General features: G+C 60.4%; 17 protein-coding genes. 2 read left to right on the top strand and 15 right to left on the bottom strand.

Annotation, left to right across the window (positions count from 1 at the left end):
* Positions 1-25: 25 nt before the first annotated feature.
* The 10 genes from tatC to QA637_RS05815 all read right to left on the bottom strand — a co-directional run bounded on the left by tatC (position 26) and on the right by QA637_RS05815 (position 11,900).
* Positions 26-868 (bottom strand): twin-arginine translocase subunit TatC, encoded by an 843-nt coding sequence (tatC, locus tag QA637_RS05860; RefSeq protein ID WP_153442395.1) that lies wholly within the window; start codon positions 866-868, stop codon positions 26-28.
* Positions 865-1,491 carry a Sec-independent protein translocase protein TatB gene (tatB, locus tag QA637_RS05855; RefSeq protein ID WP_153442394.1) on the bottom strand — a complete coding sequence of 209 codons (627 nt, stop codon included), beginning with the start codon at positions 1,489-1,491 and terminating at the stop codon, positions 865-867. Before tatB ends, tatC begins: the two co-directional genes overlap by 4 nt.
* Positions 1,492-1,565: 74 nt before the next feature.
* Positions 1,566-1,772, bottom strand: coding sequence for a twin-arginine translocase TatA/TatE family subunit (locus tag QA637_RS05850; RefSeq protein WP_153442393.1), 207 nt, complete (start codon positions 1,770-1,772; stop codon positions 1,566-1,568).
* Between the two features lie 92 nt (positions 1,773-1,864).
* Positions 1,865-2,974 carry an ABC transporter ATP-binding protein gene (locus tag QA637_RS05845; RefSeq protein WP_153442392.1) on the bottom strand — a complete coding sequence of 370 codons (1,110 nt, stop codon included), beginning with the start codon at positions 2,972-2,974 and terminating at the stop codon, positions 1,865-1,867.
* 80 nt (positions 2,975-3,054) lie between these two features.
* Positions 3,055-3,783: an SMC-Scp complex subunit ScpB gene (gene scpB / locus QA637_RS05840; RefSeq protein WP_184108821.1), complete on the bottom strand. Its 729-nt coding sequence runs from the start codon at positions 3,781-3,783 to the stop codon at positions 3,055-3,057.
* Positions 3,776-4,594 carry a segregation and condensation protein A gene (locus tag QA637_RS05835; protein ID WP_153442421.1) on the bottom strand — a complete coding sequence of 273 codons (819 nt, stop codon included), beginning with the start codon at positions 4,592-4,594 and terminating at the stop codon, positions 3,776-3,778. Before QA637_RS05835 ends, scpB begins: the two co-directional genes overlap by 8 nt.
* Positions 4,595-4,684: 90 nt before the next feature.
* A complete protein-coding gene (nagZ, locus tag QA637_RS05830) occupies positions 4,685-5,701 on the bottom strand; it encodes a beta-N-acetylhexosaminidase (protein WP_283064280.1) in 1,017 nt (338 codons plus the stop codon).
* A 141-nt stretch (positions 5,702-5,842) separates the two neighbouring features.
* Positions 5,843-8,761, bottom strand: a complete 2,919-nt coding sequence (locus tag QA637_RS05825) for an SPOR domain-containing protein (protein ID WP_283064279.1) — start codon at positions 8,759-8,761, stop codon at positions 5,843-5,845.
* A gap of 63 nt (positions 8,762-8,824) precedes the next feature.
* Positions 8,825-10,585, bottom strand: a complete 1,761-nt coding sequence (argS, locus tag QA637_RS05820; protein WP_153442389.1) for an arginine--tRNA ligase — start codon at positions 10,583-10,585, stop codon at positions 8,825-8,827.
* Positions 10,586-10,682: 97 nt separating this feature from the next.
* Entirely contained in the window at positions 10,683-11,900 is a 1,218-nt protein-coding gene (locus QA637_RS05815) for a deoxyguanosinetriphosphate triphosphohydrolase (protein WP_153442388.1), read from the bottom strand.
* 215 nt (positions 11,901-12,115) lie between these two features.
* Between QA637_RS05815 and erpA the strand changes: the two genes are divergently transcribed.
* On the top strand, positions 12,116-12,448 hold the full coding sequence (erpA, locus tag QA637_RS05810) for an iron-sulfur cluster insertion protein ErpA (protein ID WP_153442387.1): 333 nt from the start codon (positions 12,116-12,118) through the stop codon (positions 12,446-12,448).
* Between the two features lie 33 nt (positions 12,449-12,481).
* Here erpA and QA637_RS05805 read toward each other — a convergent pair whose 3' ends face one another.
* Entirely contained in the window at positions 12,482-13,945 is a 1,464-nt protein-coding gene (locus QA637_RS05805; protein ID WP_153442386.1) for a phospholipase D-like domain-containing protein, read from the bottom strand.
* Positions 13,946-14,151: 206 nt separating this feature from the next.
* Here QA637_RS05805 and xth point away from each other — a divergent pair, with 206 nt between their 5' ends.
* Complete coding sequence (gene xth / locus QA637_RS05800; RefSeq protein ID WP_153442385.1) at positions 14,152-14,943, top strand: exodeoxyribonuclease III; 792 nt, start codon at positions 14,152-14,154, stop codon at positions 14,941-14,943.
* Between the two features lie 29 nt (positions 14,944-14,972).
* Here the strand turns inward: xth and exoR are convergent, their stop codons facing one another.
* The 4 genes from exoR to QA637_RS05780 all read right to left on the bottom strand — a co-directional run bounded on the left by exoR (position 14,973) and on the right by QA637_RS05780 (position 21,872).
* Positions 14,973-15,779, bottom strand: a complete 807-nt coding sequence (gene exoR, locus QA637_RS05795; protein WP_153442384.1) for an exopolysaccharide production regulator ExoR — start codon at positions 15,777-15,779, stop codon at positions 14,973-14,975.
* Positions 15,780-16,255: 476 nt separating this feature from the next.
* On the bottom strand, positions 16,256-17,536 hold the full coding sequence (locus tag QA637_RS05790) for an OmpP1/FadL family transporter (protein ID WP_283064278.1): 1,281 nt from the start codon (positions 17,534-17,536) through the stop codon (positions 16,256-16,258).
* 459 nt (positions 17,537-17,995) lie between these two features.
* Positions 17,996-20,839 carry a valine--tRNA ligase gene (locus QA637_RS05785; RefSeq protein ID WP_283064276.1) on the bottom strand — a complete coding sequence of 948 codons (2,844 nt, stop codon included), beginning with the start codon at positions 20,837-20,839 and terminating at the stop codon, positions 17,996-17,998.
* 232 nt (positions 20,840-21,071) lie between these two features.
* Positions 21,072-21,872 carry a PopZ family protein gene (locus tag QA637_RS05780; RefSeq protein WP_153442381.1) on the bottom strand — a complete coding sequence of 267 codons (801 nt, stop codon included), beginning with the start codon at positions 21,870-21,872 and terminating at the stop codon, positions 21,072-21,074.
* Between the last annotated feature and the right edge of the window lie 97 nt (positions 21,873-21,969).

Genomic DNA, 21,969 nt, shown 5'->3' with positions numbered 1-21,969 from the left:
GTCACGGCGCGAAAACGTCAGACAGTCAGCCCTTCGCGGGTCCGGCCGTCTCGGAGGAACTTTCCTGCGAAGAAGCGATCTCGCTTGCGAGAGCGTCTCTCTCGCGCTGTCTTTCGACGAGTCGCGCCGTATAGATGGAAATTTCGTAGAGAAGGATGGCTGGCAGCGCAAGACCGATCTGGGACACGGGATCGGGCGGCGTCAAAACGGCAGCGACGACGAAGGCGATGACGATCGCATATTTGCGCTTTTCGGCGAGCCCCTGGGCCGTGACGAAACCGACGCGCGCAAGCAGCGTGGTGATGACGGGCAACTGGAAGACCAGACCGAAGGCGAATACCAACGACATGATCAAGCTGAGATATTCCGATACCTTCGGCAGGAGCTGGATTGAAACCTGTCCCTCGCCGCCGCCCTGCTCCATGGCCAGGAAGAACCACATGACCATCGGCGTGAAGAAGAAATAGACCAGCGCGCCGCCGATGAGAAACAGAACCGGCGAAGCGATCAGGAAAGGCAGGAATGCAGCGCGCTCGTTCTTGTAGAGGCCAGGCGCGACAAATTTGTAGATCTGCGAGGCAATCACCGGAAAGGCGATCACGAGAGCGCCGAACATCGCAACCTTGATCTGCGTGAAGAAGAATTCCTGCGGCGCAGTGTAAATGAGCTCAACGTTGCGGTGGCTGAGGCCGGCCCAGCTCACCGCCCACTTGAACGGCAGGACGAGGAAGTTGAACAGTTGCTTGGCAAAATAGAAGCATACAAGAAAGGCGACAAAAAATGCGCCAATCGCCCACATCAGCCTTGTACGCAACTCGATGAGGTGCTCGATCAGTGGCTGCGGCCGGTCCTCGATATCGCCGCTCATGCGTCACCTTTCTTGCGCGAAGTCGCACGCGCCTTCTGCGTCTTGGCCTTGGCCTCAGCCCGCCCCTCGCCGGTCGGCGAAGTTTTCTTTGCCGGCGGCTTGGTCGCCGCCTTCTTGGTTGTTGCGGCAGCTGGCTTCTTCGACGGCGCAGGCGCGGCTTTCGTCTTGCCGACGCTCTTCGCCGTTTTTGCTTCTATCTTCTTTTCGGTTGCCGTTGCAGTAGGAATCTCTGCGGGCTCCGCCACGGCTTCCACGGGAGCTTCGGCCTTCACCGCCTCGACCGCAGGCTGCACCGGTTCCGGTGGCGCCGGCTTGTCTGGCGTTGTCGCCTTCTGCAGATCGGACTTGATCTCGTTTCCGAGCTGGCGCAGCGGATTCATCGCGTCCCGCAGCGCCGCGGTCGGATTGAGACTTTGCGCATCGCTGATCGTCTTGCGCACTTCATCCAGATCGGCTTCGCGCAAGGCCTCGTCGAATTGGTGGCGGAAATCCGCCGCCATCCCGCGCATCTTGGACGTCATGCGCCCAAAAGCCCGCAGCATCGGCGGCAGATCCTTCGGTCCAACGACGACAATCAGGACGATTGCGATAACAACAAGCTCGGTCCAGCCGATATCAAACATCCAACGTGCCCTAAAAAACCGTGTCGCGATCGACCGGGTGGTACAGTCCGCCCGGTCTCGCCAGCTTTTGCTCGTTAGCGGACTTCGTCAGACTTGTGCTCGACGGTCTTGCCGTCGATCGTCTTATCGGTCGGATCGGCGTCGTCTTCGCTCATACCCTTCTTGAAGCTCTTGATGCCCTTGGCGACATCACCCATCAGTTCCGGAATCTTGCCGCGGCCGAACAGCAGCAGGATCACCACCAGGACGATCAGCCAATGCCAGATGCTAAAGGAACCCATGCACTTACTCCCTTAGGGCCTGATTCAATCAGAGCCCATCACGTTGTCATTTTTCAGGCGTGCCGCCGGCAAGCCCTCATTCCTGATGGACCCTAGGATGTTGAGGCGTCTTTTTCAAACAGCAATATGTCGCGCTCACTAACGGAAAGCGTTACGTCACGCAATCCTTGCGGCAATAGATCGGCGCGGATACGTGCCCGCACTGTACGCTCGAATTGCGGGACGGCAAGCTCCAACAGTTCGACAACGCCCAGAAAGCGTCTCGACAGGATGCGCGCAGGAATGTCGCCGCCCTCCTCCTTGAGGTGGACGCCGGAGAGCCTGACTGCGACGCTCAAGGGCTGTCCCTCTTTGTAATGTCCCGCGGGCACGTCCCCGAGGGGCGTTTCGACGCGGCCGTCCCGCACACGCGCATCAAAGACATTTATCTCGGAAAAGAACCCGGCCGCAAAGAGATCGCGCGGCTTGCGATAAAGCTCATCGGCCGTACCGACCTGAACCAGGCGCCCGTCCTTCAACAAGGCGATGCGATCGGCCATGCGCATCGCCTCCTCGGCGTCATGCGTCACGACGATTGCGGTGGCGCGCGTCTCGCGCAGGATGGCGAGCGTGTCCGCGCGGATTGAATCCTTGAGGCGAGAGTCGAGGCCCGAGAAGGGCTCGTCCATCAGCAGGACCGCGGGCCGCGGCGCAAGCGCGCGGGCAAGTGCGACGCGCTGCTGCTCGCCGCCCGAAAGCACATGGGGGTAACGGTCGGCGTAATGCAGCAGGCCGACGCGCTCCAGTGCCGCATCCGCCTGTACCAACGCTTCCTTCTTTGGTAGCGCCGTCAATCCAAAGCAGACGTTGTCGCGGATCGTCATATGAGGAAAAAGCGCGAAGTCCTGGAACATCAGCCCGACGCCGCGCTTCTCGGGCGGAAGAAAGACCGAAGGGCCGGAAATTTCCTGTCCGTTCAGGAGGAGACGGCCGCCGGTCTGCATCTCGATGCCTGCAGCGATGCGCAGCAATGTCGTCTTTCCCGATCCCGATGGGCCGAGCAGGCACAGCACCTCGCCGGCTTTGGCCGTGAGCGTGACGCCCTTGATCGTTTCCTTGGAATGATAGCGGTGGCTGATATCCTCGAATGCCAGGCTCGCCGCGAAAGACACTCCGGACCGTCGCGTTGCCATGACGGCGCCGTTGTATGCGTCTGAAACCATGCTCATTCATTCCTTGAACCGGAGGCTTGGCGGCAAAATGCCGGCACCCGGGTCTAAAGCCGATATTCCTAGTCAGGATTTTAATCGTCTTCTTCAGCCTTCGGTGTCAAGAGGCCGAGTTCTTCAAGGTCCATTTGCGTAATAGGATCCTCGTTCTCAGAGAGTTCGTCCTCTCCGGCGGGAACTGGTATGTGCAGGTTAGAGGGGATACGCCCGGACAGGAGGCCGGCGCCCTTCAATTCTTCGATACCGGGGAGATCGCGAATTTCCTCCAGCCCGAAATGATCGAGGAAATCCCGCGTCGTTCCGAATGTGACCGGCCGTCCAGGGGTTCGCCTGCGCCCGCGAAAGCGCACCCAGCCCGCCTCCATCAGCACGTCGAGCGTCCCCTTCGATGTCTGCACGCCGCGTATGTCCTCAATTTCCGCGCGCGTCACCGGCTGATGATAGGAGATGATCGCCAGCACCTCGAGTGCCGCCCGCGACAATTTCCTCACTTCCTGTTCGTCCGTCTGAACGACGAAGGAGAGATCGGCAGCCGTGCGGAACGCCCAGTGATCGGCAACCTGCACAAGATTGACGCCGCGCGAGGCATAAAGTGCCTTCAGCCGTGCCATGATCCGCCCGACGTCGGCGCCACGGGGAAGCCGGCTCGCGATATAGGTTTCAGAAACGGGCTGAGCCGATGCGAAGACCAGCGCCTCCGCGATCCGTTCCGCGTCCCGCTCGAGCCTCGGATCCAGGGTAACCGCCTCGTGCGCCTCCTCTTCGTCGGGCATCCCCGGCAAATACTTCTGCGCTTCAGCCACGCGCTGCCTCCATTTCCGCTAGCGTTGCCGCATCGATCGGTTTTGGACCGCGCCGCAGATAGATCGGCGCGAAGGCACCCTCCTGCCGGATCTCCAACCTTCCTTCGCGAACCATCTCGAGCGACGCGGCGAACGAACTCGCAATCGCTGTTGCGCGTTCTTTCGGGTTCGTCATGTAGCGGATGAGAAAATGATCGAGCGCAGTCCAATCGTCGAGACTGCCGATCATCCGCGCCAGAATCAGCCGCGCATCGGCCAACGACCAGACATGGCGCTTTTCGATCGTCACCTGCGTTATCGCCTGACGCTGCCTGAGGCTCGCATAGGCGGTCAGCAGGTCATAGAGGGACGCGTCGTAACCCGATTTCTTTTCGGCAACGATGTGTTCCGGCGCCCCGCGCGCGAAGACATCGCGGCCGAGCCGGTTTCTGTTGACGAGCCTTGTTGCGGCATCGCGCATGGCTTCAAGGCGCTTCAGCCGGAACGCCAGCGCCGAAGCCATCTCCTCGCCGGAGGGCCCCTCATCCTTCGCCTGTTGGGGGAGCAGCAGGCGAGACTTGAGAAAGGCAAGCCACGCGGCCATGACGAGATAGTCGGCAGCAAGCTCGATGCGGATCGAGCGGGCGCGCTCGATGAAGGCGATGTATTGTTCCGCCAGCGCTAGCACGGAGATGCGGGAAAGATCGACGCGCTGACTGCGCGCAAGATGCAGGAGCAGATCGAGCGGGCCTTCGAATCCGGCAAGATCGACGACGAGGGCTTCCTCATGCAGTCCGCGATCGGCAGCCTCGCCCTCCCACAAAGGCTCCATCGGTGCCCTTGCTCCAGCTTGTCCCTGCCATTCGCCCGTATTGCTCACCAACTTGCCTTTCCGCCGCCTTACCCTTTTAAGCGGGATGCTCTACGCCAGGGCAAACATGGCGTTGAACTCCGCCCTCAACGCATCTTGGTCCGCATTGTCCGGTTTTTGGAACGCGGCCTCCGCGGCCCTTGCCCGACGCAGCCGATCGCCCGACAGGACCGGAACCACATCCGCGACGGCCCTCATTTCTTCCATTATGCCATGACAATGCAAGACGAGATCAAGGCCGGCGCCAATAATGCCGCGGGCGCGAGCGGCCATATCCCCGGCAAGCGCATTCATCGAAACATCATCCGACATCAAGAGCCCATCGAAACCGATATGGCCGCGAATGATTTCGCTGACGACCTTCGGCGAGGTCGTGGCTGGATTGTCGGGATCAATCGCTGTGAAAACGATATGCGCCGACATGGCCATGACTTGGTCCCTCATAGCGATGAAGGGAAGAAAGTCGCTTCGCTGCAATTCCTGGATACCGGCTTCCACGACGGGCAGGTTGTGGTGTGAATCCACGAATGTGCGGCCGTGACCTGGCATATGCTTCATCACCGGCAGCACGCCGCCCGCTTTCAGTCCCTCGCTCATTGCACGACCAATCGCGGTCACCGTCTGCGGATCACGCCCATAGGCCCGGTTACCGATGACGTCATGGCTCCCCGGCACCGGCACGTCGAGAACCGGCAGGCAATCGACCGTGATGCCGAACCGCATCAGGTCGAAGGCATGGAGGCGCCCCATGAGCCACGCGGCGCGCACACCTTGCTCCCGGTCCCGGCGATAGATCTCGCCGATCGCGGCACCGTTCGGATATTGCTGGACGAGCGGCGGCCGGATGCGCTGGACCCGGCCGCCTTCCTGGTCGATAAGCACCGGTGCATTCGGATTGCCGATGCTATCGCGCAGCCCAGCGACGAGATCGGAGATCTGATTTTCCTCGCCAATGTTGCGGCCGAAAAGGATGAAGCCCCAGGGGCGCTCGCCGTCAAAGAACCTGCGCTCTTCCTCGGTCAGGGAAAGGCCTTTGCAGCCGGAGATAAATGCTTTTGATTCGCTCATGTGAAAATCATAGTGCGCGCATCGTTCGGCGCGAAGTCACAAAGCCGCACTTCCTCGACCATTCACAGACAAAGCGCCGCTCCATAAAGAAAAGAGCGCGACAATTCTGCCGCGCCCCGTTCCGTTGATCTTTCCGCCGACTTACTTCGTAACCAGGCAGCTTCCGCCGGCGCTCTTGTAGCGAGAGCAAAGTGCATTTGCTTCCTCCCGCGAGCCGGCTGGAATACGCACGCGATAGTAGGTCCCCTTACCGGCGATCTCAGCCTTGCGAATATCGACGCCGCGGCCGCCGATGACGCTGGCGAACTTCACGGAGAGGCTGTTGTAGCTCTTCTGCGCTTCGGCTTCAGAAGGCAGCGAGGCTACCTGGATCACGTAGCTGCCGGCTGGCACGGAGGCGGTCGCAAGCGGCGCGGCCGGCGCTGCATTTGCCGTTTCCGTCGCGGGTTTGTTTGCCACCGGCTGTTTCGCCGCATTCGCCGTGGCACCGGCATCGGATTGGCCCGTCGGACGCGCCTGCGGCACAGGCGCCGGTTCGCCGCCGACCGCCGTTGTCTTCACGCTACGAACTGCGACCTCCTCGAGGGGAGCGTCGCTTGGCGCAGCCAGGGCAACCTTTTCGACACCGGCCGCCGGTTGCCCGCTGGCACGCAGCTCTGACCCGGCATCCGCCGCGGTCGCAGCACCCTTGGACCCCGAGGCCGCAGCCTGACCGGAAGCGGTCGCCGGAATGGACTGCTCGCCAACGCTTGCCGTCTCGTCATTCGTCGGCGGAGCCGCCGGTTCTTCGCGGGCGACCAGCGTGCCGTCGGGCTTGACGATCATCGTACGGACCTTGCGCGGCGCCACGGCAGGAGCTTTTTCCTCCTCAGCCGCCGCGGCATCGCTCGCGTCTTCCTCAGGCAGCAGGCGTGCCACTTCTTCCTCATCCGCCGGAGAAGTGGCCGTCACTGCCTCACCTTCATCGCTGCCTTCCAGAGGCAAAGTCTCTGGCGTCAACGTTCTCTGAACAACATCCATCGGCTCTTCGGTCGAGGAGACCAGCGCCTCCTGGCGCGGTACATCGCCCTGAGCTCCGGCAACCCGATCGTAGACGGCCTTGTCCTGGTTCGGTACGGTCTTGCCGCCCTTCTCTTCCGGGACGACCTTTACCGGATTCTTGTCAGCCAGGATGATCTTCGGGCCGTCGCCAGTCAGGGCGGCACTGCTGCCTCCCATCCACGCATAGACCCCGGCACCGCCGAGGATGATGACGCCCGCTACGCTGGCGGCCAAAAGCATCGTGCGCTGGGGGCGACGGCCATAACCCTGCTCACTGTATTCCGCGGCGCGATCCAGCTTCGGCGCCGCCAGGCTTTCCGTGTCTTCGGCTGCGTTCTGTCGCTCGGCCATCGCACGCTGGAAGTCTTCTTCCATCGCCTTTTCAAATTCGTCGAAATCATCGACCACCAAGGCTTGGGGATTTGGCTTCGCCGCTGCGGCATCGGCGCGGCGATCGTCGACGCGCGCACCGCCCCGGGGCGCCGGCGTACTGAAAAGTTGCGCCATTTCAGCGTCGATATCGAGGTCGTAGTCGGTCGCAAAGGCCGCTGGTTTTTCTTCGACTTCCAGCACCGGCAATTGCGGCACGTCGACGTCCGCGATCGGCGCCACGCCGCTTTCCGGCTCGGCGATCATTGTGGGATCGAAGGGCAGCGCACTTTCGGCCGGTATTTCTTCCTCTATATCCGCCGTCGTTGCCTGCGGCTGGTCGCGGCGGACTTCGGCTTCCGCCGGAACGGACAGCGCCTGCAGGAAGGGCTGTGCGGCCGGCTCGACCAATGCAGGATGCGCAACGACCGGCCCCTCGACTGCAGCTTCAAGGTCTTGCCGTGCATCTGCCTTCGGCGGGTCGATATCCAGGGCGAGATCCGACAATTCCAGCTCGAAATCCTCGATGTCGAAGCTCGGTTCCGGCTCGACCGCTGCCACGTCCTGAATGGGCTCCGGCGTTGGCACTGGCGAAACGGCTGGCGCGGCAGGAATTTTTGCGACGACGGGTTCGGCGATCGGCGCGGCGAAGGCGCGCTGCTGCGATTCGCCGGAGGGAGACGCAACCGGCGTCGCCCGGCTGAAGGTGGGCTTGAAAGGATAACTGCTCTTCTTGACCGGCGCCCCCGGGACCGCCTGGATCGCCGGGTGGGCCTCAATGGCCGCAGCGACCAGACCTGTCGCGACCGGCACGGGAAAACGCTCGACGTCAGCAAGCAGTTGGTCGACCCCGCCCTGGGAAGCGGAGGAGGCCGCAGCCGGTGCTACGACTTTTTTGTCGACTGGCTTGACCGTTTCCTCACTGCGGCTGGCGAGCTCATCCGCCATGTCGATAAAGAGCGCATCCGAGCTCGCTGGAGGTTCGGCGGCCCGAGCGACGGCCGCGTGAAGCGTAAGCGGCACGTGCATGGAGTCAAAGGCCGGCGCTTCGAACGAGTGCAACTGAGAGCCACCGCCCGCGTGGCTGGCTTCGGAAGCGCCCGAATCCTGCGGAAGCGACAGATCCTCGTAGCCGAGCGAGAGTTCGAGCTCGCGCTCCAGATCGGCTGCCGGATCGTTTTCGGCGAACTCGGCGACATTGGCGGCATCGAGATCGGCCGGCGCCACCGCATCCGCAATCGGAGCAGCAATGTCGCTATGCCCGTCTTCGGCCGGTTCGGGAATTGGAGAAACGCGATCTTCGACAGCGGCGACGGCGGACTCGGCAACCGGCTCGACGGCAGGAGAAGCGTCGGATTCATACTCCTCCGTCGCGCCGCCGGCGACCGGATGCTCGACAAGCCCACTGTCCGGGTGAACCGCAACGGCACGCGGAGCATCGTAGCTATCGAACTCGCGAAGGAGTTCTTCCTCGAGATCGAAGGCAGGATCCCGCCGGACGGCTTCCTGATGCCGCTGCAGTTCTTGCAATTGCTGAACGGCTGGCCGAGCATCGTAACCGACAATGCGGGCAAGTTCGCTCAACGGATCATCGTCGGCCAATACAACGAATTCTGCCGGCCCGCTTCGTGCGAATTGTTTGTCTGCCATACTCTCCACTCACAATTGCCTGCGTTCGTTTGCCAGTGCATTGTGGGGAAATGGTGACAATACTTACCGCATCTCTTCCGGCGCTGAGGTGCCCGTAATAGACAGGCCCGACTTCAGTACCGAGGCGACAGCATGCACCAGCCCGAGTCTGGCAATGCTTAATTCTCTGTTCTTATCGTTAACAAAACGTAATGCCGGATTTTCTTTACCTTTGTTCCAGTGTCCATGGAAGGCTGCGGCAAGATCATACAGATAAAAAGCGATTCGGTGAGGTTCCTGCGAGAGTGCCGCAGCCTCGACGACGCGGGGATATTCTGCGAGCTTCGCGACAATCTGCATCTCGGCAGGATCAACGATCGCTCCCGTCACTGCCGCGGCAAGATCAAGCGACGAGAAATCAAGATCAGGGAACGCTTCCGCCGCCTGCCGGAACACGGAGCTGCAACGAGCATGCGCATATTGTACGTAGAAGACCGGGTTATCCTTCGACTGTTCGGTCACCTTGGCAAAGTCGAAGTCGAGGGGCTCGGTGTTCTTCCGATAGATCATCATGAAGCGAACGGGATCCCGGCCGACCTCATCGACGACGTCGCGCAGCGTCACGAAGTCGCCGGACCGCTTGGACATCTTGACCGGCTCGCCGCCGCGGTAGAGCTTGACGAGCTGGCAAAGCAGCACCGTCAGCTTCGCCGTCCCACCTGACACGGCGCGCGCCAGTGCTTCCAGCCGCTTGACATAGCCGCCGTGGTCGGCGCCAAGCACATAGATCATCTCGTTGAAGCCGCGGTCGAACTTGTCCTTGAAGTAAGCAACGTCGGCCGCGAAATAGGTATAACTGCCGTCTGACTTGATCAGCGGGCGGTCGATGTCGTCGCCGACTTCCGTCGAACGAAACAGCGTCTGCTCGCGGTCTTCCCAGTCCTCCGGCAACTGCCCCTTCGGAGGCGGCAGCGTGCCCTTGTAGACATGCCCCTTGAAAGTCAGGTCGTTGATCGCCGTACGGATACGCGTTGCGTTGTTGTCGTGCAGCGTCCGTTCGGAGAAGAAGACATCGTGATGGACGTTCAGCGCAGCCAGATCCTCGCGGATCATCGCCATCATCGCGTCGATCACGCGCTCCTTGACGAGCGGCATCCACTTGTCGTCTGGCATGATCCGGAGGCTTGTGCCGAATTCATCCGCCAGCGCCTCGCCCACCGGCACGAGATAATCACCGGGATAGAGACCCGGCGGGATCTCTCCGATGTCCTCGCCGAGCGCCTGCCGATAGCGCAGGAACGCCGAGCGCGCCAGAACGTCGATCTGCGAGCCCGCATCATTGATGTAATATTCCTTGGTCACGTCGTAGCCGGCAAAGGCGAGAAGATTGGCCAGCGCATCGCCGACGACCGCGCCGCGGCAATGCCCAACGTGCATCGGCCCGGTCGGGTTGGCGGAGACGTATTCGACATTCACCTTGCGTCCCGCGCCGACCGTGCTGCGGCCGTAGTCGGTGCCGGCCCTCACCACGGAGGCCAGGAGCTTCTGCCAATAGGCAACCGACAGGCGGACGTTGATGAAGCCCGGTCCGGCAACGGTAACCTCTGTGATTTCCGGATCCTGCCGCAGCTTCTCGACGATGAGGTCGGCAAGCGCACGCGGATTCATCCCCAGCGATTTGGCGAGAACCATCGCCGCATTCGTCGCCACATCGCCGTGACTTGCATCGCGGGGCGGCTCGATATTGATGCGTCCGAAATCAACTTCAGATCGCTTTTCACGCACGATATCAAGCGCTTCCAGAATATTCTTAATTCTTGATTCGAAGTCTGTGAAAAGGTTCATCTGATCCGTCCGCTTTTTCCAGCCAAACTGGAGAATGGCGCAAAACTCAAAAGGAGGCCGGGTTCCTGTGAACCTGCAGCCTCCGGGCGGGGCGTCACTAGCGCAAATCAGGCGTATGGTCAAACAAGCGCCGATGCGCACTGATCGCGAAAGTGTCCGTCATCCCGGCGAGATAGTCTCCCACGTGGCGCGCCCGGGCCGGTTCCGACATCCCGACTATCTGGTCGATCCAGTAGTGTTCCTTCATCAAAAGCGGATCGGCCATGAAGGCGCGGTAGAGATCGGTGACGATCGAGGCTGCACCCTGCCGCACCCGCATCACTTCAGGATGGCGGTAGATTCGGGTCATCAGAAGGTGCTTGATCTGCCGGTCGGTTTCGCTCATCTCCTCCGAGAAGGTGGCGATCACCCTGCCCGCCTGCCGCACTTCGCCCACACTTTGCGGCCGGATTTCACGAAGCCGCGCCTGAGCCACGCCAATGACGTCCTCCACCATTGCCGTGATCTGCCGCCGCATGATCTCGTGGGTGAAGCGGCTGCTTTCCAGTCCGGGATAGCGATCATGGACCTCGCGCATCAACCGCGCGAGGAACGGAACTTCCTCCAGCATCGGGAAAGTGAGATATCCCGCCCGCAACCCATCGTCTATGTCATGGGTATTATAGGCGATGTCGTCGGCAATCGCCGCGACCTGAGCCTCTAGACTTGCAAAGCTCGCGAGCTCGAGATCGTGAATGGCGCAATAATCGAGGATCGGTTGCGGGACAGGACCGCGCGTGCCCTCGCCCGCCGCCGTCATCAGCGGGCCATTGTGCTTGACGAGGCCTTCGAGGCTTTCCCAGGTGAGGTTCAGCCCGTCGAATTCCGCGTAGCGCCGCTCCAGCTTTGTGACGATGCGCAGCGACTGCGCGTTGTGATCGAAACCGCCATAGGGCTCGAGCACCTCGTGCAGAGCGTCCTCGCCGGTATGTCCGAAGGGCGTGTGACCGAAGTCGTGCACAAGGGCGACGCCCTCGGCGAGATCCTCGTCCAGCTTCAGGGCGCGTGCCAGCGCGCGTGCAATCTGCGCGACCTCGATCGTATGGGTAAGGCGGGTGCGGTAGTGGTCGCCATCCGCAGCGATGAATACCTGCGTCTTGTGCTTCAACCGGCGAAACGCAGTCGTGTGGACGATGCGGTCGCGGTCGCGCTGGAAGTCGGAGCGTGTCGGGCTGCCCGCCTCAGCGTGGAGCCTGCCGCGCGTAGCCCACGGGTCCGACGCGAAGGCGGCATGCTGGCCGTAACCGAAACCGAGGGCCTGTCTGTCGAAGGTCATTTCTCACCTGTGCCGGCCGTCCCATTGACGGGACATTCAAGCCTTCATACCTATAGTGTACGCTACAGGAAAGCCGCGGCGAACTGTCGAGAGGGTCCTGAAGACAGATCAATGGTTTGGCTGCGGGTTTTCAGGCTGATTTTCCGGCTTGATTCCTGGCAATGCCAAGCGCGAGAACGAATCTCTCCGGTTCTTGACCCCGGCAGGAGGCACCTATGACACAGGAAACAGTCACCCTTTCCGATGCGGCTGCCAAGCGCATCGCCGCGATCCTCCAGACGGAGAAGAACAAAAGCGCGATGCGCGTCTCCGTCGAAGGTGGCGGCTGTTCCGGCTTTTCCTACAAATTCGATCTGGTCGACGCTGAAAACGAGGACGATCTGGTTCTCGAAAAGGGAAGCGCCAAGGTCCTGATCGACAGCCTCTCCCTCATCTATATGGGCGGCTCGGAAATCGATTTCGTCGACAACCTGCTCGGCCAGTCGTTTCAGATCAAGAATCCGAATGCCGTTGCAAGCTGCGGCTGCGGCACGAGCTTTTCGATCTGACGAAGCGCTTCACGTTTCGCAAGCAAGCTCTCGCTAAAGATAAGGTGACCCCAGCCAGAGAAGGCGGTTCGCCAGTCGATTTGCGAAGGGCTGCTTGCGCAATCCCGCAAGGGTAACTTCCTCCGCCAACGTCAACGTCGCGCAGATCTTGTTGCTGACCGCCTGCGCAAAAGCATCGTCGAGGACCTCGAGATCGAACTCGAAATTGAGGCGCAACGAGCGTGGGTCGAGATTGCTCGAACCGACATAGACCCAACGCTCGTCAATGACCATCAGCTTGGAATGATTGAACGCTCCCTGCGCCCGCCACACCCGGCAATGGCCCTTGAGCACCTGGTCGAACTGGGCCGTCATCGCCCGGTCGATGAGGGTCAGATTGTTGACTGCCGGCACGACGATGTCCACGTCCACGCCCCTGCGGGCGGCGGTCACCAAAGCGCTGACCAGTTCCTTGTCCGGAAGAAAATACGGCGACATCAGGCGGATGTGCTTGCGCGCAACCGAGAAGGCGCCCATCAGCATCTTGTGATTGGTCTCGTTCGTGCTGTCCGGGCCTGACGGGACGGCGCGAATGAGGACCGGAGGCGCGTCCGGGATCTCATCCGGCACCCCGATCTTCCATTCGTCGCCTTCGAGGCTCTCTCCGCTTGAAAATTGCCAGTCCTCCGCGGCGACCTGGAAAATGTCGGCAACGACCGGTCCGGTGACACGGAAATGCGTGTCGAAGGAGGCCGCCTTTCCCGCCATTTCGGTCGTGAAGCCGGCGCGAATGTTCATGCCGCCGGCGAAAGCGACGACGCCATCGACCACCAGAATCTTCCGGTGGGTTCTGAGGTTGGCATAGGGTAGTCTCAGCCCGATGATGATGTTGCCGTTGAAGACCGCCGTCGGTACCCCGCCCTCCTTCAGGTAGCTGACAATGCTCGGCACCGAATAGCGTGCCCCGACCGCATCGATCAAAACCCTGACGCTGACGCCGCGCTTCATTGCGGCAATCAGCGCATCGGCAAAGCGCAGGCCGATCGGGTCCCTGTCGAAGATGTAGCTTTCGATGAGGATGCTGCGGCGCGCGCCGGCAATTTCCTCGAGCATCGACGTGTAGACAGTGTCACCACCTTCCAGCATGGTGATGTGGTTTCCCGTCGACATCGCATGGCGCGCGACCCTGTCGCCAAGCATCTTCATCGCGGCGAAGCGATGTCCGAAGCGGATGGCGATTTCGTCATGGGTCACGTCGTACCGGCCGAATTGATCTGCACCTCGCGGCCGCAACAACGAGCGCTGCAGGCCGATGGACGTGCGACGAATGCGATTGATGCCGGCGACCGCGTAGACCACCGCCCCTATTACTGGCGACAGGAGGACGACGCCGACCCAGCCGGCGGCGGCGCGCACATCGTCCTTGGTCATTGCCGCGTGGACGATCGCCGGTATGCCCAAGGCGAAGGAGAGCAGCGCCAGAAAATGCGGCCAATAGTTTTCGACGAACTCGATCATGCGGGGGACTATAGAGCCAGACAGGGCGGAATCAATTCCTGCAACCGTCAGCGGAAACGTGCTGCGCTGAGAGCGAGATCGCGCCGCGTCTGATCGCGTCCCTCGACGCCACCGACGTTGCAGGTATCGGATTTGTCAAAAGAATTCGCAGCCGCTACAACGAATCGTCCGCGAGGATCAACCGATAAGAAAGGCGATGCCGGCCCATGAAGATTGCCACCTGGAACATCAACGGCGCCAAGGCGCGCCTCGACGGCCTCGTCGCCTGGCTGAAGGAATCGAACCCGGACATCGCCTGCCTGCAGGAAATCAAGTCAGTGGACGAGGCATTTCCGAGGAGTGAGATCGAAGCGCTCGGGTACCACGTCGAAACGCACGGCCAGAAGGGCTTCAACGGCGTTGCACTGCTCTCGAAATTGCGGCCGGACGAGGTCACTCGCGGCCTGCCGGGAGACGATATGGACGAGCAGGCACGCTTCATCGAGGGCGTTTTCTCGGTCAAGGACGGCGCGATCCGCGTATGCTGCCTTTACCTGCCGAACGGAAATCCCGTCGACAGCGAAAAATATCCCTACAAGCTTGCCTGGATGCAGCGTCTTGCGGCCTTCGCGGAGCAGAGGCTGAGGCTCGAAGAACCGCTCATCCTCGCCGGCGACTACAACGTCATCCCGGAAGCCCACGATTGCTGGGACGTCAAGGTATGGCAGAACGACGCGCTCTTCCTGCCGCAAACGCGGGCGGCTTTCCGGCGTCTTCGCAATCTCGGATTCACGGACGCAGTGCGCGCCACCTCGGACGAGGTGCCGCTTTATTCATTTTGGGACTATCAGGCCGGATGCTGGCCGAAAAATTTCGGCATTCGCATCGATCACCTGATGATGTCGCCCGAAGCTGCCGACAAGCTCGTGTCCACGTCGATAGAAAAACACGTGCGCTCTTGGGAAAAACCGTCCGACCACGTCCCCGTCGCGGGCGAATTCGCCTTCGAACTGGCGTAGTCGTTACTGCATATTCCGTTAAATCGTAGCTAGTCGTCGTCAGCCTGCAGGTGCATGTTCTGCGACATGGTGATCGCCACGCGGCGATCGTCTTCGGTCGCCAGCGAGAAAGCCTGCTCCTGCATCGACTGCAGCCAGGGCCTGTCCTTCGGCGAACACTGGTCGAGCGCCGCGGTCATGTAGGCGAGGCCACGAACGGTCTGGCCTTCCTGAAAGATGACGTTTCCGAAGACGCCCATGGCTCCGGCATGGCCATTCTTGCGTGCGCGGTTCAACCACTTTTTGGCCTGTTGAACATTGACGGTGCCGCCCTCGCCCGAAAGCAGCATCCGCGCCAGTTGGAACTGCGCCTCCGCGACACCAAACGTCGATGCCGCCTGGAAATACAACTGCCGCGCCTGCGCCAAATCGACCTTCACCGGGCTGTCGGGAATGCCGCGTCGATAGTAGCCGGCCAGCGAAATCAGCGCATTGACGAAATAACCCGTGTCTTCAGACCCGGGTTCGACGCCCTGCTGGGCAATTTCACTGTAGATCTTGAACGCCTCTAGATCGTTTTCGGTGACCCCGTCACCATAGGCGTACATATTGGCCAGTGCCCAGCGGGATCCGGTATGACCCTTTTCGGCGGCATAGCGATAGGCCTCGACGGCCTCGTCCTTCCTGCCGTTCTTGTAAGCGGAAAAGCCGAACTTGAAGAGGGCGAACGGGCCTGATTCCTTGGAAACGCCCGCTCCCGGATCGAACGCTCGCGCAGGCCCCGCGGTGGAGGCACCAACCGCCAGCGACACACCGAGCACCGCAACCCTAAGCGACTTGAATTCACCCGCGAGCATCACAACCAATTTCTTCCGTTCCAGCCGGCCACGCCGAACTCACCACCGCTGCAAACACCAATCCATGCACGGTCGCTTGCCATTCGAGCGCTCACAGCTTCCCAGCAAGGCTAGAACCATGCGTACCTGTCGCTAGATTTTCCCGCGCATCTCCTCCCCCAAAGCCGATTACGGATCGGCCAGGCGTTTGATGCCAATTGCGACGGGATGTCATGACAGCGCACAAACTCAATTCACCTCAAAACGCAGGTACGGCACTCGATCGCACATTTGCTGCTATCATCGCTGCTCTCATTTTGTGGCGGGAAATGGACATAGTTGAACCGGCCACGATACTAGCAAACCATAGCAGCAAATGTGTTGCTGAATCGTCACATTCATGAATGCTCATAAAATGGTGCCGTCAGCCGAAGAGACCAGCGCAGATAAAAGGAAAGCCCGGCGAAAACCGGGCCTCAAATACACCGTCGATGGGATCAGAACTTGACCTTTAGCGATGTTGAGATTGCTCCTACGAAATCGTTGTCGAAGTCGTAGCTCACGTCGTCGCCGATGACCTGTCCGTCGAATGTGACCGGTCCCGAGCTTCCGCTGGTCATGATCCCGACGACGCCGGCAAGGCGGAGCTCAACGTTCTGTGTCGGGGCATAGGAGACCCCCGTACCGAACGTCCAAGTGTCGGTCTGCGAGCCATATCCATGGCTCGTCCCGCGATCCCAGGTGACGCTTACTGCACCGCTCCACTGATCGTTGAACTTGTGACCAATACCGCCGGTGACCGTCCAGCCGTCGCGATAAAGGAGGTCGAGCGTCGTGCACGGTTGCGCAACACTCCCGCCGCCAGCCGGGCAGAATTCCAATACCTGCAGTTGGCTCCAGTCCGTCCATTTGACCGAGCCAAATGCCAGCCAACCAGGTGCGATGCCGGACTGGACCTTCAACTCCAACGAATCCGGCATCGAAGCCGAGCCGGATACACCGTAAAAGTTTACTGGCGCTGGACCACGGACATCCCGCAGGTCAATGGTGCCGGCAAGGTTGTCCAGATCGACGGCGCTATTATATACGAGGCTTGCTCGCATTGCGTATTCCGGGATTTCGTAAGCGACGCCAGTCCGCCAACCCCAACCATCACCGTCTAGGTCAAGCCTGCCAACGCCGGAAAGGCCGCCGGTCAGGATCGGCGGTACGCCGCTGAAATCCTGCACAAGCCGTTCCTTGAAGCCGCCAACGTCTTGGTAGAAGGCACCGCCAATAACGCGAACTATGCCAGGTCCCATGTCCCATTTGTAGGAGCATGTTGCCGCGTAGTTATCGCTCTCGACCTTCGTTTCGATGTTGTTGTTGGCGCCGGCCCAGTTTTGGCCGGGATTGGTGTGGGCGCCCCAAGGCTGCGAGTAGTCCGCCATACAGTCAATACTGTCACCCAAAGCAGCCTTTACGCCGATGCGGGGCGCCCAATAACTTTCCGTGTCCTCGACGCTATTTGGACGATTATTCAGGTTACCGCCACCGGAGCCGAAAGCCGGAGAACCGACAGGCGCAAGTCCCGTTGTCGTATCCGTATCCTTAACATTCTTCAATTCACGCTGTGGATTAACATACGTTGCCGTCGCTTCGGCGGCATAGTCTGACGGATCGAACAGCAGATCGATATTATATCCGCTGCGCTCAAGCCCCCCAGCATGCGCAGCCGATACCACGAGCATTCCGGCGACGACCGCCAAAATGCCCTTCTTCATTCCACCTTGAGCCATTAAGCTCCTCCCCTGCACTCTCCGTGTGCGACAATCCATCTCATGTCGCGCTTGGCGCGGAGTATCCTCACGATTGCGTGAAATGGCAAACCGCGGACTCGCGGGAGTGGCCGTCGGATCGGCCATAAGATTTACGTAAGAATTTCAAGATTAAGACACAAATTCAGAATCCTGGAACGTTTTTCCAACGAACGCCAAGCGTTCCAGGTGGTTGAAAATAATATTCCACTTCTACGGCGAAGTGTGACCGGGGAACAACAATTTCGCTTTTTGCGCCCTTTAGCTGCAAGCATCTTTGTGCAGTTCGCCAATAAAACCAAAGCGTGTATTGCGTCGTTCCATCGCGTCGGATCGACGTCTGATTCGAAGTTTCGGGCCACATAATAGAAAAATCCGCGGCATTTCTACCGCGGATTGTAATTTGTTCTTCGTCGCAAAGGCGTGCGCCTTCGCTTTGCTTTAACCCGCTTCCGACACGCGGCTGAGAGCGACCCCGAGCGAATCCTTTTGCAGATCTAACTCGATCAATCTTTCGCGCTCTGCCTCGACCAATTCGGCCTTCGCATTGGCGACGAACTTCTCGTTGGCGAGTTTGCCGAGAATTCTCTCGCGCTCGACCTCGACCTTGGCGATTGCTTTCTCCAGCCGGATTTTCTCTGCTGAAAGATCGATAAGGTTGCCGAGCGGAAGGCAGGCGGTCGCTTCGGCGATGACGATCTGGGCGCTGCCGCGCGGCGCCACCGCCGCATGCTCGATGCTTTCCACTCTTGCCAGGCGCTTTATCGCCGAGGCGTGCCGGTCGAGCCGCTCGCTCGTCAGTCCATTTGCACCGATGATCACCAGCGGTGCCGTCGCCGCCGGCGGAACGTTCATTTCGGCGCGCACCGATCGAATGCCGGAGACGAGATCGATCAACCAGTTGATTTCATCGGCTGCAGCGTCATCCGCGTAGAAGGCGGAGGGCCATTCCGTGTGGCACAGCAGTGTCTCACGCTCGCGTCCGGGGCCAGCAGTCTTCTCCCAAAGCTCCTCCGTCATGAAGGGCATGAAGGGATGCAAGAGCTTGTAGATCTCGTCCAGCACGTAAGCGACGCAGGCCTGCGACTCCCGTTTGGCCTCCTGGTCGTCGCCGTTGAAGACCGGCTTCAGCAGTTCGAGATACCAGTCGCAGAACTGATTCCAGACAAAACGATAGAGACCACCGGCCGCCTCATTGAAGCGGTAGCCCTCGATTGCTTCACTGACGTCGCGGATCGTTCGCGAAAGCTCGGTCAAGATCCAGCGGTTGATCGTCAGCGCCGTCGCTTCGGGAATGAACCCTTCGCTGTTCGCCACGCCGTTCATTTCGGCGAAACGCGTGGCGTTCCAGAGCTTGGTGCCGAAATTGCGGTAGCCGGCAATGCGGGCCCGGTCGAGCTTCACGTCACGCCCCTGCGCCGCCATGATCGCCAAAGTGAAGCGCAGCGCGTCGGCGCCATATTCGTCCATCAGTTCCAAAGGATCGATGACGTTGCCCTTCGACTTCGACATCTTCTGGCCGTTCTTATCGCGAACGAGCGCATGGACGTAAACAGTGTGGAACGGCTCGACAGGCGTGCCGTCGGCGTCCTTCATGAAATGAAGGCCCATCATCATCATGCGGGCGACCCAGAAGAAGATGATGTCGAAGCCCGTCACCAGAACATCGGTCTGATAATATCTTTCGAGTTCCGGCGTCTCGTTCGGCCAGCCGAGCGTCGAAAACGGCCAGAGGGCAGACGAGAACCAGGTGTCGAGAACGTCTTCGTCGCGGGTCAGGATTTCTCCCGGTTTGAAGTTTTCGAGAAGGTCTTCGACATAGGCCTTCATCGGCCCTTCATGCGCAAGATAATGCTGGATCGCGGCATGCAGCGCCTCTTCCTCGGTCTTCTCGACGAAGACCTGGCCGTCGGGACCGTACCACGCGGGTATCTGATGCCCCCACCAAAGCTGGCGTGAAATGCACCAGGGCTGGATGTTCTCCATCCATTCGAAATAGGTCTTTTCCCAGTTCTTCGGAACGAAGCTGGTCCGGCCCTCCTTGACCGCGGCGATCGCTGGCTTGGCCAAGGTCTTGGCGTCGACATACCATTGCTCGGTCAGGCGCGGCTCGATCGGTACACCACCGCGGTCGCCATGCGGCACGGCGTGCCTATGCGGTTCGATGTGATCGACGAGCCCCGCCTCTTCGAGGATCTCGACGATCAGCCTGCGTGCCTCGAAACGATCCTTGCCTTCGAGCTCATCCCAGGCGCCGTGGAGCGCGGCCGGGTGATCGAGTCCTTCAAGGAAGTCGTCGTTGTTCTTGATCGTGATCCGTCCATCCGCAGTCAGGACGTTGACCTGGCGAAGCCCTCTCCGCTTGCCGACATCAAAATCGTTGAAGTCGTGGGCCGGCGTCATCTTGACCGCGCCGGTACCAGTCGCCGGATCCGGGTACTCATCCGCAACGATCGGGATCCGCCGCCCGACGATCGGCAGGATCGCGTGCTTGCCGACAATACCCTTGTAGCGGACGTCATCCGGATGGACCGCAACGCCGGTATCGCCGAGCATCGTCTCCGGACGCGTCGTGGCAACGACGAGATAGTCGCGGATCTCCCATTCCGTTGCGTTGCCGTCTTCATCGAATGCGACCGGATGCCGATAGGTGACGCCCTCTTCGAGAGGATACCGCAGGTGCCAGAGATGGCCATTAACCTCGACCTGCTCGACTTCGATATCCGAAATCGCCGTCTGCAGCTTCGGGTCCCAGTTCACGAGACGCTTGTCGCGATAGATCAGGCCTTCCCTATACAGGCTGACAAAAACCTCAATGACGGCTTCGGACAAACCTTCATCCATCGTGAAGCGCTCGCGCGACCAGTCGCACGATGCCCCCAGCCGCTTCAACTGGTTGAAGATCAGACCACCGGATTCGGCTTTCCACTCCCAGACCTTCTCGACGAAGGCCTCGCGTCCCATCTCGCGCCGGCCGGGCAGCTGTCTCTGCGCGAGTTGGCGTTCGACGACCATCTGCGTGGCGATGCCGGCGTGGTCCATACCTGGCTGCCAGAGAACATCCTTGCCGCGCATGCGCTCGAAACGCACCATGATGTCCTGCAGCGTGTTGTTCAGCGCGTGGCCCATATGCAACGAGCCAGTCACGTTCGGTGGCGGAATCACAATGCAGAAGCTGTCAGCGCCAGGCTTTGCGCCGGCGCCTGCACGAAACGCGTTTTCTTCGTCCCACTTCTTGGCGATACGCGGGTCGACGGCTGCGGAATCGTAGGTCTTATCAAGCATTTTTCGGCCAGTATTTTGGAGATTGATGTCAGCGTTTTTGTAAACCGGAAGGCCCAGCCCAAGTCAACACAAACGGCGAAAAAGCCGCAAGCGATTACGCTCGCGACTTTACAGCGCGTCGCGTCCTATGGACGCGCTAAGGTCGCTGTAGCACTCTGAAGTGCTGCATGATTTTGTCCTTAAATCGATTCCGATCAAGGAATCATGCGGTAGCTCTCCGCAAAAGTGCGCCTCAGCGACGAGGACCGCGCGCGACGCGTTCGATTTCCTCGCGCACCAAGCGCTCGACCAGGGTGGGCAGATTGTCATCCAGCCACTCCTGCAGCATCGGCCGAAGCATCGCTTCCGCAATCTCGTCGAAGGAACGCCTGGGGCCCTGCTCGACTGCGTGGGCAAGGTCTTTGAATGAGCGCGCTACCTGGCGGCTGACGGCCGGCGAAACGATAGCGCCCAGCGGCGTTTCTTCGCTGTCGGCCACTTTCTCCCTAACAGTTGCCTGTGACGACGCGCTGGGCTCGGGAACCATCCGTTCTGTGGCAACATCCCGGACGGCCTCGTCTTCCACTTTTCTGGCGCCTGCGTTCACCGGGGCCGCCGGCGAAGAGATCGCCGCCATTCGTGAGGTGACGACCGGATTATCCTGCACCGGAGGCATCGGGGCCGGGCCGACCTGATCCTTTGGCGCATAGTTCACCGCGTGACGTTCTGAAGCGGCTCGCACCCTTGCCGCGACATCGGCGAGCGAAAGCGGTGGCTGCGGCGAAGTCTGCGTTTCTGCGGCATCGCCGGTTGCTTCAGCCGGCGACACATATGACGGTGTGTTTGATGAAAGGCGAGGCTCTTCGGATGCGCGGAACGCAACGGCCTCGATTTCCGAGTCGATTGTCAGTTCGATCTCGTCACCGGCTTCGTCTTCGAACTCCTGCCGGACAGAGGATCCGATCTGCCCAGGCTCGTTGTTCTCGATGATCTTGCGAATGGACGCCAGAATCTCGTCCATCGAAGGTTCACGCGCGACATTGAGCTGTGCCATTTCCATCCTCGTTTGGTGCGGCAAAGACGGGCTTAAGATGCCTCCATGTGCCGATTTCAAACAGACCTTAAGTGAGTTCGCGGACGAAACAAACGTC

Source organism: Sinorhizobium terangae (genome assembly GCF_029714365.1).
GTDB classification, from domain to species: domain Bacteria; phylum Pseudomonadota; class Alphaproteobacteria; order Rhizobiales; family Rhizobiaceae; genus Sinorhizobium; species Sinorhizobium terangae.
This window is presented reverse-complemented; position numbering and strand designations above follow the sequence as displayed.